The sequence below is a fragment of the Mycolicibacterium hodleri genome (assembly GCF_025822245.1).
Taxonomy (GTDB): Bacteria; Actinomycetota; Actinomycetes; order Mycobacteriales; family Mycobacteriaceae; genus Mycobacterium; species Mycobacterium hodleri.
In genome coordinates this window covers 1-14,679 of the sequence record NZ_JACKTL010000034.1, presented here as the reverse complement: position 1 = coordinate 14,679, position 14,679 = coordinate 1, and the positions used below count along the sequence as shown (strand labels likewise).

At 68.1% G+C, this 14,679-nt stretch carries 15 protein-coding genes and 1 pseudogene; 14 read left to right on the top strand and 2 right to left on the bottom strand.

Translation table 11 applies throughout. The annotated features are described in order from the left end of the window. The first annotated feature begins 51 nt into the window (after nt 1-51). From H7J06_RS15270 to H7J06_RS15260, 3 genes are all read left to right on the top strand, one after another. Complete coding sequence (locus H7J06_RS15270) at nt 52-1,317, top strand: aspartate kinase (protein WP_264039795.1); 1,266 nt, start codon at nt 52-54, stop codon at nt 1,315-1,317. 1 nt (nt 1,318) lies between these two features. Beyond that, nucleotides 1,319-2,353, top strand: coding sequence for an aspartate-semialdehyde dehydrogenase (locus tag H7J06_RS15265; RefSeq protein ID WP_264039794.1), 1,035 nt, complete (start codon nt 1,319-1,321; stop codon nt 2,351-2,353). A gap of 75 nt (nt 2,354-2,428) precedes the next feature. Next, nucleotides 2,429-3,520, top strand: a complete 1,092-nt coding sequence (locus H7J06_RS15260; RefSeq protein ID WP_372515318.1) for a DUF4185 domain-containing protein — start codon at nt 2,429-2,431, stop codon at nt 3,518-3,520. Nucleotides 3,521-3,798: 278 nt separating this feature from the next. On the opposite strand, the gene H7J06_RS15255 is transcribed toward H7J06_RS15260, so the two are convergent. Then, a complete protein-coding gene (locus H7J06_RS15255; protein ID WP_264039793.1) occupies nt 3,799-4,668 on the bottom strand; it encodes a DUF4344 domain-containing metallopeptidase in 870 nt (289 codons plus the stop codon). A gap of 748 nt (nt 4,669-5,416) precedes the next feature. Further along, nucleotides 5,417-5,575 carry a hypothetical protein gene (locus H7J06_RS15250; RefSeq protein ID WP_264039792.1) on the bottom strand — a complete coding sequence of 53 codons (159 nt, stop codon included), beginning with the start codon at nt 5,573-5,575 and terminating at the stop codon, nt 5,417-5,419. Nucleotides 5,576-5,699: 124 nt separating this feature from the next. Here H7J06_RS15250 and H7J06_RS15245 point away from each other — a divergent pair, with 124 nt between their 5' ends. The 11 genes and pseudogenes from H7J06_RS15245 to H7J06_RS15195 all read left to right on the top strand — a co-directional run. Further along, a complete protein-coding gene (locus H7J06_RS15245) occupies nt 5,700-6,158 on the top strand; it encodes a hypothetical protein (protein WP_264039791.1) in 459 nt (152 codons plus the stop codon). Between the two features lie 33 nt (nt 6,159-6,191). Further along, nucleotides 6,192-6,632 (top strand): hypothetical protein, encoded by a 441-nt coding sequence (locus H7J06_RS15240; RefSeq protein WP_275079462.1) that lies wholly within the window; start codon nt 6,192-6,194, stop codon nt 6,630-6,632. A gap of 121 nt (nt 6,633-6,753) precedes the next feature. Further along, a complete protein-coding gene (locus tag H7J06_RS15235; RefSeq protein ID WP_264039790.1) occupies nt 6,754-8,202 on the top strand; it encodes a catalase in 1,449 nt (482 codons plus the stop codon). A 197-nt stretch (nt 8,203-8,399) separates the two neighbouring features. Next, a complete protein-coding gene (locus tag H7J06_RS15230) occupies nt 8,400-8,942 on the top strand; it encodes a hypothetical protein (RefSeq protein WP_264039789.1) in 543 nt (180 codons plus the stop codon). 39 nt (nt 8,943-8,981) lie between these two features. Continuing rightward, on the top strand, nt 8,982-9,413 hold the full coding sequence (locus H7J06_RS15225; protein ID WP_264039788.1) for an organic hydroperoxide resistance protein: 432 nt from the start codon (nt 8,982-8,984) through the stop codon (nt 9,411-9,413). Nucleotides 9,414-9,416: 3 nt separating this feature from the next. Further along, complete coding sequence (locus H7J06_RS15220; RefSeq protein WP_264039787.1) at nt 9,417-10,061, top strand: sensor domain-containing protein; 645 nt, start codon at nt 9,417-9,419, stop codon at nt 10,059-10,061. A gap of 137 nt (nt 10,062-10,198) precedes the next feature. Then, nucleotides 10,199-11,473 carry an ergothioneine biosynthesis glutamate--cysteine ligase EgtA gene (gene egtA, locus H7J06_RS15215; protein ID WP_372515317.1) on the top strand — a complete coding sequence of 425 codons (1,275 nt, stop codon included), beginning with the start codon at nt 10,199-10,201 and terminating at the stop codon, nt 11,471-11,473. Then, nucleotides 11,470-12,771 carry an ergothioneine biosynthesis protein EgtB gene (egtB, locus tag H7J06_RS15210; protein ID WP_264039785.1) on the top strand — a complete coding sequence of 434 codons (1,302 nt, stop codon included), beginning with the start codon at nt 11,470-11,472 and terminating at the stop codon, nt 12,769-12,771. Before egtA ends, egtB begins: the two co-directional genes overlap by 4 nt. 1 nt (nt 12,772) lies before the next feature. Further along, nucleotides 12,773-13,465 (top strand): ergothioneine biosynthesis protein EgtC, encoded by a 693-nt coding sequence (gene egtC / locus H7J06_RS15205; RefSeq protein WP_264039784.1) that lies wholly within the window; start codon nt 12,773-12,775, stop codon nt 13,463-13,465. After that, nucleotides 13,462-14,427 carry an L-histidine N(alpha)-methyltransferase gene (egtD, locus tag H7J06_RS15200; protein ID WP_264039783.1) on the top strand — a complete coding sequence of 322 codons (966 nt, stop codon included), beginning with the start codon at nt 13,462-13,464 and terminating at the stop codon, nt 14,425-14,427. Before egtC ends, egtD begins: the two co-directional genes overlap by 4 nt. Beyond that, nucleotides 14,424-14,679, top strand: a pseudogene (locus tag H7J06_RS15195) (ergothioneine biosynthesis PLP-dependent enzyme EgtE); the annotation flags it as partial. The gene egtD and the pseudogene H7J06_RS15195, both read left to right, overlap by 4 nt.

Here is a 14,679-nt window from a genome sequence, read left to right as displayed (position 1 = left end):
CGCAGACCCCTTATCCTTTATGGGACTCACGCGTGAACGGAAAGGCGAACAGTGGCGCTCGTCGTACAGAAGTACGGCGGATCCTCGGTGTCAGACGCCGACCGGATTCGCCGGGTCGCCGAGCGGATCGTCGAGACCAAGAAGGCGGGCAACGACGTCGTCGTCGTCGTCTCGGCCATGGGCGACACCACGGACGACCTGCTCGACCTGGCCCGCCAGGTCAACCCCGCGCCGCCCCCGCGCGAGATGGACATGCTGCTGACCTCCGGGGAGCGGATCTCCAACGCACTGGTGGCCATGGCGATCTCCTCACTCGGCGCGGAGGCGCGCTCCTTCACCGGGTCGCAGGCCGGCGTCATCACCACCGGCACGCACGGCAACGCCAAGATCATCGACGTCACGCCGGGCCGGCTGCGTAGCGCCCTCGACGAGGGGCTGATCGTGTTGGTCGCCGGCTTCCAGGGCGTCAGCCAGGACAGCAAGGACGTGACCACGCTGGGCCGGGGCGGATCCGACACCACCGCGGTCGCGTTGGCCGCCGCGCTGGACGCCGACGTCTGCGAGATCTACACCGACGTGGACGGTATCTTCACCGCCGACCCGCGCATCGTGCCCAACGCACGCCACCTCGCCTCCGTCAGCTTCGAGGAGATGCTCGAGATGGCGGCCTGCGGCGCCAAGGTGCTCATGCTGCGGTGCGTGGAATACGCCCGGCGCTACGACGTTCCGATACACGTCCGGTCGTCGTACTCAGACAAGGCGGGCACGCTCGTCAAAGGATCCATGGAGGACATCCCGATGGAAGACGCCATCCTGACCGGAGTCGCCCACGACCGTGGCGAGGCGAAGGTGACCGTCGTCGGCCTGCCCGACGTACCCGGCTACGCCGCCAAGGTGTTCCGCGCGGTCGCCGACGCCGACGTCAACATCGACATGGTGCTGCAGAACATCAGCAAGATCGAAGACGGCAAGACCGACATCACGTTCACGTGCGCGCGGGACAACGGTCCGGCGGCGGTCGAGAAGCTGGCGTCGCTGCAGGGCGAGATCGGCTTCACCTCGGTGCTCTACGACGACCACATCGGCAAGGTGTCGCTGATCGGCGCGGGCATGCGCAGTCATCCCGGCGTCACCGCGACCTTCTGCGAGGCGCTCGCTGCCGTCGGCGTGAACATCGACCTCATCTCGACCTCGGAGATCCGAATCTCGGTGCTGGTCAAGGACACCGAGCTGGACAAGGCCGTAATGGCGCTGCACGAGGCGTTCCACCTGGGCGGCGACGAAGAGGCCGTCGTGTACGCGGGAAGCGGGATCTAGCATGGTCAACGTAGGAGTCGTCGGGGCGACCGGGCAGGTCGGCCAGGTGATGCGAAAGCTGTTGGAGGAGCGCGACTTCCCGACGAGTTCGGTGCGGTTCTTCGCCTCGTCCCGCTCGCAGGGCAAGAAGCTGACCTTCCGCGGTCAGGAGATCGAGGTCGAGGACGCCGAGACGGCCGACCCGTCGGGCCTCGACATCGCCCTGTTCTCCGCCGGTGCCACCATGTCTCGCGTCCAGGCGCCCCGCTTCGCGGCCGCCGGCGTCGTGGTCGTCGACAACTCGTCGGCATGGCGCAAGGACCCCGAGGTTCCGCTGGTGGTCAGCGAGGTCAACTTCGACCGCGACGCCAAGAACCGACCCAAGGGCATCATCGCCAACCCCAACTGCACCACCATGGCCGCGATGCCGGTCCTGAAGGTGCTGCACGACGAGGCCGGGCTGGTCCGGATGATCACCTCGACCTACCAGGCGGTGTCCGGAAGCGGGCTGGCCGGCGTCGAGGAACTGTTCAGCCAGGCGCGGGCCGTCGTCGAGGACAGCGAGCAGCTGGTCCACGACGGATCGGCACTGACGTTCCCCGCCCCGAACAAGTACGTGGCGCCGATCGCCTTCAACGTGGTGCCACTGGCGGGCTCCCTGGTCGACGACGGCTCGGGGGAGACCGACGAGGACCAGAAGTTGCGGTTCGAGAGCCGCAAGATTCTGGGCATTCCCGATCTGCTGGTCAGCGGCACCTGCGTGCGGGTGCCGGTCTACACGGGGCACTCGCTGTCGATCAACGCCGAGTTCGCGCGGCCGTTGTCACCGGAACGGGCCAGGGAATTGCTGTCGTCCGCGCCGGGGGTGAAGCTGGTGGACGTGCCGACGCCGTTGGCGGCTGCCGGTGCCGACGACTCCCTGGTCGGGCGCATTCGTCAGGATCCCGGTGCCCCCGACGGACGTGGCCTTGCGTTGTTCGTTTCCGGAGACAATCTCCGAAAGGGCGCTGCGCTCAACACGATTCAAATCGCCGAGCTCCTCGCCGCCGAACTCTGACCCGACTGCCGCCGAGTGTGGACCTCCGCCGCGGCGTGGTGCCGACGGGCGTGCGTCCACCCCACGTTCGGCGTGCTGGTGGTGGCCGTCGGGCTGCTCGCCGCTCCGGCGCACGCCGATCCGCCGGCACCCGCGCCCAGGCCCGTACTGCCGCCACTGGCGCCGGGGCAGGTGGTCCGCATCGGACCGACGGCCGGAACCGGTACGCCGACACGCGATTACGGCATCGGAGCCACGGACCTCTGTGAGTTCATGGAGTTTCCCAGCGGGGTGCTCCAGGTCTGCGGGGACAGCTTCGCGGGCCAGGGTGTCGCCTTCGGTCAACACTTCTCGCCGATCGCGCTGCACGTCGACCTGGACTCGGTGGACGACCCGACCGGAGTGCGCTACTACGGCGTGACCGGTACCGACACGCCCCTGCTCGCCGACCCGACCCCGCCAGGGTCGTCGCAACTGCCCGCGGGAATCGTGCAGGTGAACCGCGAGAACTACATGTTGGTGACCACCACCAAGGATCTGGTGCCCGCCACCTCGAGACTCGTCAAAGCGACCCCCTACCAAGGGAACTGGGCGACGGTGCCCGGTTCGCAGCGGCCGGCGAACTTCGCAGGCGGTAGGCAATCGCAGATCAGCGGCTACTACGATCCGATTCCCACGCCGGACTCGCCGAGCGGATGGGTCTACGTCGTGGCCAACGACTTCGACCGCAGCGAGCCCGTCGAACTGTACCGGGCGACGCCGCAGAACTTCACCGACCGGTCGAGCTGGCAGGCGTGGTCTGCGCAGGCGGGGTGGAACAAGACGCCCGCGCCACTGTGGGGTGACCGAGTGGGGGAGATGAGCATTCGGCAGGTCGACGGCAAGACCGTGCTGTCCTACTTCAACGCGAGCACCGGCAACATGGAGGTGCGCGTCGCCAACGATCCGACCGGACTCGGCAGCGCCCCGGTCACGACGGTGGTGTTCGCCGGCGAGTGGCCCGACGACGCCGACGACCTGCCCCCGCCCGAGGACAACCGGCTGGCCCAACCGTATGGCGGCTACCTCTCACCCGGCTCGACGCTCGACGAACTGCGGGTGTTCGTCAGTCAGTGGAATACGTTGCCGCAGGCCGACAATGCGCCGTACCGGGTGATCCAGTACGCGGTGAACCCGCTCAAGCCATAGGCGTCGGCGACTACGCCGTCACGGCCGCGATCCCTTCACCGCGGCAGCTGGTCGCTAGCCCCCCATGGGCACCGCATACGGTTCCACGCACGAGTGCGTGGACTTGGTAGTACGGGTCCCCGGCCGTGACAGCCCCCACCATCACAGCAGCCCGAACCATGGGCTGGCGATCCACGAAGCGAAGAAACGCCATTCGCTTCACGCCTCCGGGGTGGTCGGCGACCGGCCTGCGCCAACACCGTTGCCGCACTGAGGTACTCCGCCAGTGCTGATGCCGGCTACTTCAGGTGCGGTTCCAGCAACGTGTACCAAGCGCTGCTCATCCTGTCGAACTCCTGCTTGCAACGATCCGCGCGACGCTGCGGCAACCGGCCGTCGGTGACGATCTCGGCGTTGCCCACGGGGTCCGCCCCGTACGCCCAGCACAGCAGGTCGTACTTACGGGTTTGGTCGAGCGAGTGAACGTCGGCGAAGTACTCTTCGGGTATCGGTCCGGGGTTCATGGCGGCGTAGCCGTCGAACTCCCGCGAGAAGTCGACGACGGTCTGCACCTTGTCCGGGTCCAACTTCCCGTCGTCGTCGGGCTGCAACAAGATGAACGCTGCAAGCTGATCGGCCACGTCCTCTTCTCTTCCCGTCGCCGGCAGGTGATAGATGTCGATCGCCATGTGCCCCAATTCGTGATAGAACGTCGCGACTTCAGTGTTCAATGCTGCTTTGTCCGGATCGGCGTCGCCGTCCTTGACGAAGATCTGCCGGGCCAAGTCGAGATCCTCGTAACAGATGAACATGGTCCTCCGCGACGGGCTCCAGAACGCGTTGGCTTGATCGCATTGCATTCCAACTATCGGAATCTCGTACGGGAGTTTGAGCCCTTCATTGGCATCGGCGGCGAGGAACTCGAGTAGCCCGTCCCTTTGCATGAGCTTGCGACCGCTGATCGCCTCGGGGCTCGTGGCATCTTCGTAGACGAAGGTCATCCCGCCCTGGTCCTCGGGATCCTGCGGCGGTGAGGGCGCCGTTTTCGCCGACGCCTCGGCCGAGGTCTCGACCGTCGACGATTCCGTGGCAGAACTGCGCTGTTGCGAGGTTCCACACCCGGCGACCAGCAACGCGACGACGAACAAGGGAGTCAGGCTGGCGCGCACGTCACTTCCCCCCGACACGTCGGCTGATTCGCCGGCAACCCGTCATGACGTATGCACTGCGCAAATACGTGAAACCCCATGAATCCCACTCGTCGTGTCCGGTCGTAGACGGCAAGGCCGCCCACCTCGAAAGCCGGGGAACCATCGTTTGGCGTCATGACTGACGTAATCGGTTCCAACCCGAACGCCGAAGGGTGCGGCGCGTTCCGGACGCACCGCACCCGTCAACCGGTCGGCCCTACAGCTGAATGTCGATCACCGGCTACCGTCCCTTGGACATGTCCCCGGGCGCGGGCGCAGGCGGTCCGGGGGGTGGGCACGGCTGAGACGGAAGCTGGACACAGCTCGGTCCGGGAGGAGGAGGCGGCGAGGTTGGCTCGGCGCCGGCGACAGCACCGCCAAATCCCAGCATCGCCATTGACAGGCCGCCACCCAACGCCACCCCGCCGAGGACTCGCGTCATCTTCCCAGTCATGTAAAACCCCCTGATCATCGAATCGTTGAGTGTGCTTTATATCAACGGCGGTCGGCGAATGAGCAGGGTTTTCGGACAATCGAATTCATGCAGCAGTCGAGCCCGTCACGGTGACAATTCACGCAGATCCCCTGCGAGCCGGTGGCAATGGCTCGGCGGAAGGTCGCTCTGACGACGTTTCCGACATATTCGTGCAGGTTGCCGGGCGGGTGTGGAGACGACAGCCGTGACGAGGAGCCAGCCGCTACCTCGCGAGTGGGCTTACGTCGGCGGCTACGTCTCGTCGGCGACCTGGTGCCGGTCCTGGTGGCCGGCCGGCGCTTGCGGGTCGGACGTCGGATCGTCGAGTTGGTCCTGCATCTCGCGCTGCTCCTCGGTGGTCTCGGTGGCGTCCACGGGTGTCGCCGGCGGGTCGTTCTGCGGTTGTTCCATGCCGTATGTGGTTGCCCGATGGGAGATCGGCAAACCCGGCGTGGCGAACACTGCACAGAGGATTCACGAGCAACACGAAAGGAATTTGTCGGGGCGCCCTCGACGGGGCGACAATCATTGACCCATGAGCCAACCAGTCGACTATCCCGGTGGCGCCCCGACGGGCCCGCAGACCGCCGTCCTTCCCGAAGGGCACTACCAGCAGCCGCCCCAGGGGTACGTCTACCCGCCACCCGGACCCGGATCGCAGCCGACGCCGCCGGCCAGGCCGAGTCGTCTGAACAAGGTGGCGGCGTGGGTGGGCATCGCCGCCGGCTCGCTCGTCATCGTCGCCGTGTTGTTCGGCTCCGGGTTCTACTTCGGCCGCGAGACGGCGCCCAAGGTGCCGGACCGCAGTGCCACCGGTTTCGACCAGGGCCCGATGATCATGCCGATGCCCCGCGGTCAGTTCGAGCGGCCGGGGCCCGGGCCGGGCATCGTCATTCCGAACGGGCCGACGTTCCAGTTGCCGAACATCTTCCCGCAGTTCCCGATGCCGTCGCAGTCACCGTCGACCCAGGTGCCCGGTCAGCCGCCCCGCTGATCTGCTCATAGCGCCTTCATAGCCGATTCAGGATTGGCGCATCACCACCGCGGCCAAGATCGACGACATGAGCGAAACAGCGTCAACACCAGATCGGCTACGGGTCCCATCGAGACCCCGGCCACCACTCCCGTCGTCGTCCACGACGAGGACGTCGAGCCGCGGCGCCGCGGCGGCCGGCTCAACGTCGTCGCGGCGTGGGTCGGCATCGTCGCGGGGACGGTCTTCGTCGTGGCCGTCATCTTCTTCTCCGGGTTCGTGCTCGGGGCGAGTGTCGTCGGCGGGCACCACCATCACGGGCACGGCCATGGCCAGATGGAGCGCGAGGGCGGCGGGCCTCGACACGGCTGGCAAGGTGGGCCCGGCGGGCCCGGTGGGCCTGGCGGGTTCGGCCCCGGCTTCCAAGGCGGTCCGGGTGGCGGTGGCCCGGGTCAAGGTCCGGGTTCCCTTCCGCCGACCCCTCCCGGTCGATAGCCTTTGAACGGGGTGACGAGTGCGCACGGCGCGTCGTGGGTATGCCACGGCGCGCGGTGCGTCCAGACAGATGCGGCCCAGCCCCGAGTGGCCGCGACGCCACCCGGAGATGGATGGGTACATGACTGAAAAGATTGCGACGACGGACGGCGGCGCGCCGATCCCCAGCGTCGAGCACTCACTCACGGTTGGTCCCGACGGGCCGATTCTGCTGCAGGATCACTACCTGATCGAGCAGATGGCCAACTTCAACCGCGAGCGCATTCCGGAGCGGCAGCCACATGCCAAGGGCGGCGGCGCATTTGGTCACTTCGAGGTGACCAACGACGTCAGCCAGTACACCAAGGCGGCGGTGTTCCAGCCCGGCACGAAGACCGAGACGGTGATCAGGTTCTCCACCGTGGCCGGCGAGCGTGGCAGCCCAGACACCTGGCGTGACCCGCGCGGCTTCTCGCTGAAGCTGTACACGTCGGAGGGCAACCTCGACATCGTCGGCAACAACACGCCGGTGTTCTTCATCCGCGATCCCATGAAGTTCCAGAACTTCATCCGGAGCCAGAAGCGGATGGCGGCCAACAACCTTCGCGATCACCACATGCAGTGGGACTTCTGGACGCTGTCGCCCGAGTCGGCGCATCAGGTGACCTGGCTGATGGGCGACCGCGGGATCCCGAAGTCGTGGCGGCACATGAACGGCTACTCCAGCCACACGTACAGCTGGGTCAACGCCAGCGACGAGCTGTTCTGGGTGAAGTACCACTTCAAGTCCGACCAGGGCGTCGAGTTCCTGACGCAGGAGGAGGGTGACCGGCTGGCCGGTGCGGACGGCGATTACCACCAGCGCGATCTGTTCAACTCGATCGAGTCGGGCGACCACCCGAGCTGGACGCTGAAGATGCAGATCATGCCGTTCGAGGACGCGAAGACCTACCGGTACAACCCGTTCGACCTGACCAAGGTGTGGCCGCACTCGGACTACCCGTTGATCGACGTCGGGAAGTTGACGTTGGACCGCAACGTGGTGGACTACCACGCCCAGATCGAGCAGGCGGCGTTCGAGCCGAACAACATCGTCCCCGGCACGGGCCTGTCGCCGGACAAGATGCTGCTGGCCCGTGGGTTCTCGTACTCGGACGCGCATCGTGCCCGACTTGGCGTGAACTACAAGCAGATTCCGGTCAACGAGCCGAAGTCGGAGGTCAACGCGTACTCCAAGGACGGTGCGATGCGGATCAAGCTCGCGACCGATCCCGTGTATGCGCCCAATTCGATGGGCGGCCCCGTCGCCGATCCCGCGCGGGCGGCCGAGGTGCACTGGGCGTCCGACGGCGACATGGTCCGCACGGCGTACGCCCTGCGGCCCGAGGACGACGACTGGGGGCAGGCCGGCACGCTGGTGCGGGAGGTGCTCGACGACGACGCTCGGGAACGCTTGGTGAGCAACATCGTCGGCCACGTACTCGACGGCGTGAAGGAGCCCGTGCTGTCGCGGGTCTTCGAATACTGGACCAACGTCGACCCGGAGATCGGCAAGAAGGTCGAGGAGGGCGTCCGCGCCGGCAACGGCTGACGCTCCGTCGTTCGGATGTGAATCTGGCGACGCACCACACCGGTGGTGCGTCGCCAGCTTCGCGTGTGGGGCGCGGACGGCGACACGACACGCCGTGGTGAATGCCATCCTTGTGATTCCCCTGGGGTCTGTGAGACTATTGAGAACTTTGGGGAACATGTGGCGACAGCTCCCGATTCGTGACAATGTCGCTACCCATGACGTCGCCATCCGTGACCCGCGTGCGAATGGTTCTGTTCGCGGCCGTCGGTGCGGCACTGCTCGTGACGAGCGGTTGCTCGATGCAGGCTGCGCCGCCTCAGCGCGGCTTGGCGAAGGTGTTCTCCGTCGGCGATTGCGTCGCCATCCCGTCGGACACGCCAGACGCCCCCACCACCCTGACGGCCGACAAGGCCTCGTGCGCCGCCGACCCGAGCTATACCGTCGGTGCGCTCGCCGACAAGTCCGGAGCCTGCCCCAGCGCTGAATATCAGCATGTGCCAACGCAATTCGCCGACCCGTCGACCACGCGGCTGTGCCTGGTGCCCAACCTCGTCGCCAACCACTGCTACGTCATGGACATGCCAATCGGCATGCTCCAACTCGCGGACTGTGCCGAGCGGGGACAGAAGGGCCTGCTGGTTCAGGTCACCCAGCGCCTCGACGTCCGCGATCAACGGGCGTGTCCCGCGGCCGTCGGGCAATACGCCTGGCCCTACCCGTCGCCGCCCCGCACGTACTGCACCCTGACGATCTTCTAGGGATTTTCGCCCGCCGGCGAAGCTGGCATGATCGATTCCATGAGCATTGAAGTCGTCTACACCGCAGAGTCCACGTCGACCGGTGGGGGTCGCGACGGCCACGTGACGTCCGCCGACGGAAAGATCGACCTCGACACCCGGCCCCCCAAGGAGATGGGCGGCAGCGGCGAGGGCGTGAACCCCGAACTGCTCTTCTCCGCTGGTTACTCGGCGTGCTTCCTCGGCGCACTGCGATTGGTCGCCCGCAACGAGAAGATCTCCCTCGACGACGCCAGCGGCATCACCGCCCAGATTGGCTTCGGCAAGGATTCCGAGGGCGGCTTCGGCCTGACCGCCCAGCTCATCGGCTACCTTCCCGGTCTCGAACAGAGCGTCGCCGACGACCTGATGGAGAAGGCCCACGGCGTCTGCCCGTACTCCAAGGCCACCCGCGGCAACATCGAGGTCAAGCTGACGGCCAAGGTCGTCTAGCCGATGCGCAGAAGCGCCGGTGTGGCGGTGGCCGTCGTGGCGGGAGCCGTCGCACTGGCGCCCGTCGCCGACGCCCGTCCGTCCGATCCCGGGGTGGTGTCCTATGCCGTCCTCGGCAAGGGTTCGGTGGGCAACGTCGTCGGCGCGCCGATGGGGTGGGAGTCCACCTTCACGGCGCCCTTCCAGGGCTATTACGTCGACCTCCCCGCCTGCAACAACTGGGCCGACATCGGCCTGCCCGAGGTCTACGAGGATCCCGACCTGGCATCGTTCAACGGCGCCGTCGCCCAGCGTGCCGCCGACGACGACACCAACCTGGTCAAACAGGCCGTCGGGGTGTTCGCGACCGTCGACGCGGCCACCCGCGCCTTCCACCGCGTGACCGACCGGACCGTCGGATGCGCAGGTCAAACCACCGCCATGCACCTGGAGGACTTCACCACGCAGGTCTGGTCGTTCTCCGGCAGCGGACCGACGGGGAACGACGCGGTGTGGGTGAAGCAGGAGGCGGGTACTGATCGACGGTGCTTCATTCAAACCAGGCTGCGCGAGAACGTTCTGCTACAAGCGAAAGTGTGTCAGCCTGGCAACGGAGGTCCCGCGGTGAACGTGCTGGCCGGCGCGATGCAGAACACCCTGGGCCAATAGCGGTCGCGTCGATGCCCGCCCGCATGGCCGCCCGTCGCGAATTAATCGGGCAGTTTTGTCGGTTCCCCTCTGGAAGATGGTGAAGGCAATCATTGACGCGAACGGGCCGCGCCGTGCTCCCGCGCTATCCGGAGGGGATGGTTGACGTGACCACCACCGCAGACACGTGTGGAATGGAGCTGGCCGACTCGCAGGAAGCGGCTCGCCGGATCGGTGCAGACTGCCTGGTCGACGGCCCGGTGGGCCGCGTCGGACTGGAGATCGAGGCGCATTGCTTCGACTTGGCCGACCCGTTGCGGCGCCCCGGGTGGGACGAGCTCACCGAGGTGATCGCGACGGTGCCGCCCATGCCCGGCGGCAGCCCGATCACCGTCGAACCGGGCGGGGCCGTGGAGCTGTCCGGTCCGCCCGCGGAATCGGTGTTGTCGGCCATCGCGTCGATGCGGTCCGACCGTGCGGTCCTGACCAAGGCGTTCGCCGCGCACGGGCTCGGTTTGGTACTGCTCGGCGCCGATCCGCTGCGGCCGCCGAAGCGGGTCAACCCGGGCGACCGCTACCGCGCCATGGAGCAGTTCTTCGCCGCCAGCGGCACCGTCGACGCCGGTGCGGCGATGATGACGTCGACGGCGTCGGTGCAGGTCAACCTGGACGCGGGCCCACGCGCGGGCTGGGCCGAACGGGTCCGGCTCGCCCACGCCCTCGGGCCGACGATGATCGCCATCTCCGCCAACTCCCCCCTGCTCGGCAGCAAGCCCTCCGGCTGGCGCAGCACCCGGCAGCGGGTATGGAGCCAGTTGGATTCCGCGCGCTGCGGCCCGGTGCTGGGCGCCAGCGGCGGCGATCCGGCCGAGGACTGGGTCAGCTACGCGCTGAGGGCACCGGTGATGTTGGTGCAGGGCATGGGGACTGCCCCGACGACCCCCCTCACGCAGGTCGTCCCGTTCGCCGACTGGGCCGACGGCCGCGCCCTGCCCGGTGGCCGACGCCCGACGGCGGCCGACCTGGACTATCACCTCACCACGCTGTTTCCGCCGGTGCGACCGCGCGGCTTCCTGGAGATCCGGTACCTCGACAGCACGCCGGACGACGTCTGGCCCGCGGTGGTCTTCACGCTGGCCACGCTGCTCGACGACCCCTCGGCCGCCGAGGTCGCCGCGGAGGCGACCGAGCCCGTCGCCACCGAGTGGGACCTCGCCGCCCGGGTCGGGCTCGGCGACGACGGTTTGCGGGCCGCGGCGCTGCGCTGCGTTCGAACCGTCGCGGAGATGGCGCCGCCGGAGTTGCGAGCGGCCATGCAGAGGCTGGTGCGCCAGGTGGAGTTGGGCCGGAGTTCGGCCGACGACTTCACCGACCTGGTTGCCGGCAGCACCGTCCCGGCGGCGGTGAGTCGACTGGCGGGGATGACGGCGTGACCACGCGAGAGGCATTGGCCCGACAGCTCACCTCGGCGAGGGAGCGCACGCTGCGGCTCGTCGAGCTCGACGACGCCGAGCTGGTGCGGCAGTACGACCCGCTGATGAGCCCCCTGGTGTGGGATTTGGCGCACATCGGCTGGCAGGAAGAGCTGTGGCTGCTCCGCGGCAACGACGCGCGCCGGCCGGGGCTCCTCGAGCCGGCGGTGGAACGGCTCTACGACGCCTTCGAACACTCCCGGGCCAGCCGAGTCCACCTGCCGCTGCTGCCGCCTACCGACGCGCGGTCCTTCGTTCGCACCGTTCGGGCCAAGTCGCTCGACGCGCTCGAAGCCCTTCCCGACGACGACGGGACGGGCGTCGACCCCGCCTTCGTGTTCGGCATGGTGGTCAGTCACGAGAATCAACACGACGAGACGATGCTGCAGGCGCTGAGCATTCGAACCGGCCCGCCGATCCTCGGCAGGGGCGCACCGTTGCCGCCGGGGCGTCCCGGCGTCGCGGGAACGTCGGTACTGGTACCGGGCGGGCCGTTCGTGCTCGGTGTCACCGCCGCCGAGGAGCCGATGTCGTTGGACAACGAACGCGACGCGCACGTCGTCGACGTGGCGTCGTTCCGGATCGGCCGGGTGCCGGTCACCAACGGCGAGTGGCGTGACTTCGTCGACGACGGTGGCTACCGCGAGCCGCGGTGGTGGTCGGACGCCGGGTGGGCGCACCGTCGTCAGGCCGACCTGACCGCACCGAAGTTCTGGACGGAGGCGGGCACGCGAACGCGGTTCGGGTACGTCGAGGACATTCCCGCCGACGAGCCCGTACAGCACGTCACCTTCTTCGAAGCCGAGGCCTACGCCGCGTGGGCCGGTGCGCGCCTGCCCACCGAGATGGAGTGGGAGAAGGCGTGCGCCTGGGATCCGGTGAGAGGTACTCGGCGCCGATTCCCGTGGGGCACATCGGAACCCAGCTCAGCACTGGTCAACATGGGCGGCGAGGCGTTGCGGCCGGCACCCGTCGGGGCCTACCCGGCCGGGGCGTCGGCTTACGGCGCGGAACAGATGCTCGGTGACGTGTGGGAGTGGACGACGTCCCCGCTGCGGCCGTGGCCGGGCTTCACCCCGATGCTCTACGAGCAGTACTCGAGCCCCTTCTTCGAGGGCTCCGGCGCCGGTGACTACCGGGTGCTTCGCGGTGGTGCGTGGTCGGTGGCCCCCGACATCGTCCGGCCGAGCTTCCGCAACTGGGACCACCCGATCCGTCGGCAGATCTTCTCCGGCGTGCGACTGGCGTGGGACGCCTAGGGTGTGCCGTCATCTGGGCTGGCTGGGCGAGCCGGTGTCCGTCGCGTCCCTCGTCCTCGATCCGCCGGACGCTCTTCTGGTGCAGTCGTATTCGCCACGTTTGCAGAAGCACGGCACGATGAACGCCGACGGGTGGGGCGCCGGCTTCTTCGACCACGAGACCCCTCGGCGCTGGCGCAGTGCAGCACCGTTGTGGGGTGACGCGTCCTTCGCCTCGGTGGCGCCGGCACTGCGCAGCGGATGCGTCGTCGCGGCCGTCCGGTCGGCCACCGTCGGCATGCCGATCGAACCGTCGGCGTCGGCGCCGTTCAGCGACGGTCGGTGGCTGCTGTCCCACAACGGCGTGGTCGACCGCGCGGTGCTGCCGCTCTCGTCGGCCGCCGAGTCCACCGTCGACAGTGCGCTGCTCGCCGCCCTGATCTTCGATCGCGGTCTCGACGCGCTGGGTGACACCATCGTCGAGGTCGGAGCCGCCGACCCCAACGCCCGCTTGAACATCCTTGCCGCCAACGGATCTCGACTGCTGGGGACGACGTGGGGAGACACCCTGTCCATCCTGCGGCGGGACGACGGCGTCGTGCTGGCAAGTGAACCCTATGACGACGACCCCCGTTGGGAGGACGTTCCCGACCGCCACCTGGTGGAGGTCTCGCGTACCTCCGTCGAACTGACCGCTCTGAAAGGCTCGTCATGACCGTGTCCCTGTCGAACTACCTCGCCGCCGACGCCGCGGCCCACGCCCTGCGGCGTGACGTCCGCGACGGCCTGACCGCGTCACCGAAGACGTTGCCGCCCAAGTGGTTCTACGATGCCGCCGGCAGTGACCTCTTCGACCAGATCACCCGGCTGCCGGAGTACTACCCGACGCGCGCCGAAGCCGCCATCCTTCGCGCCCACGCCGCCGACATCGCAGCGTCCTCGGGCGCGGACACCCTGGTGGAGCTGGGCAGCGGGACCTCGGAGAAGACGCGCATACTGCTCGACGCCATGAGCCAGGCCGGTGCCCTGCAGCGGTTCATCCCCTTCGACGTCGACGCGACGATCCTCGAGTCGGCGGGCGCCGCCATCGGGGCCGAGTACCCCGGTGTCGAGATCGACGCCGTGTGCGGCGACTTCGAAGAACACCTCGGCAAGATCCCGTTGGTCGGGCGCCGGCTGGTGGTGTTCCTCGGCTCGACGATCGGCAACCTCACCACCGGCCCGCGCGCGGAATTCCTTGCCGCACTGGCCGACAGCCTGCAACCGGGGGACACCCTGCTGCTCGGCACCGACCTCGTCAAGGACGTCGACCGCTTGGTGAGCGCCTACGACGACGCCGCAGGCGTGACCGCCGCCTTCAACAAGAACGTGCTCACCGTGGTGAACCGTGAGCTGGACGCCGACTTCGACGTCGCCGCGTTCGACCACGTCGCCCGGTGGAATCCCGACGAACTGCGCATCGAGATGCGGCTGCGCGCCCGCAGTGCGCAGCGGGTGCACATCGCCGGTCTGGACCTGACCGTCGACTTCGCCGACGGTGAGGAGATGCTCACGGAGGTGTCCTGCAAGTTCCGGCCGGAAGTCGTCGCCGAGGAGTTGGCTGCGGCCGGTCTGCGGCGCATCGCCTGGTGGACCGACGACGCCGGCGACTTCGGATTGTCGCTCGCCGTCAAGTGAGTCTCGCCGAGGAATGGCGGTCGGCCCGACCGCCGGCGGCGGGCGTGCACCTCGACAGCGCCGCCTGCTCGAGACAGTCCTTCGCCGCCGTCGACGCCGCGACCGCGCACGCCCGACACGAGGCCGAGGTCGGCGGATACGTCGCCGCCGAGGCCGCCGCGCCCGCGCTGCACGCCGGCCGAGCCGCGGTCGGGGCGCTCACCGGCTTCGCCGCCGCCGACGTCGTCTTCACCACCGGCGCCACCCATGCGC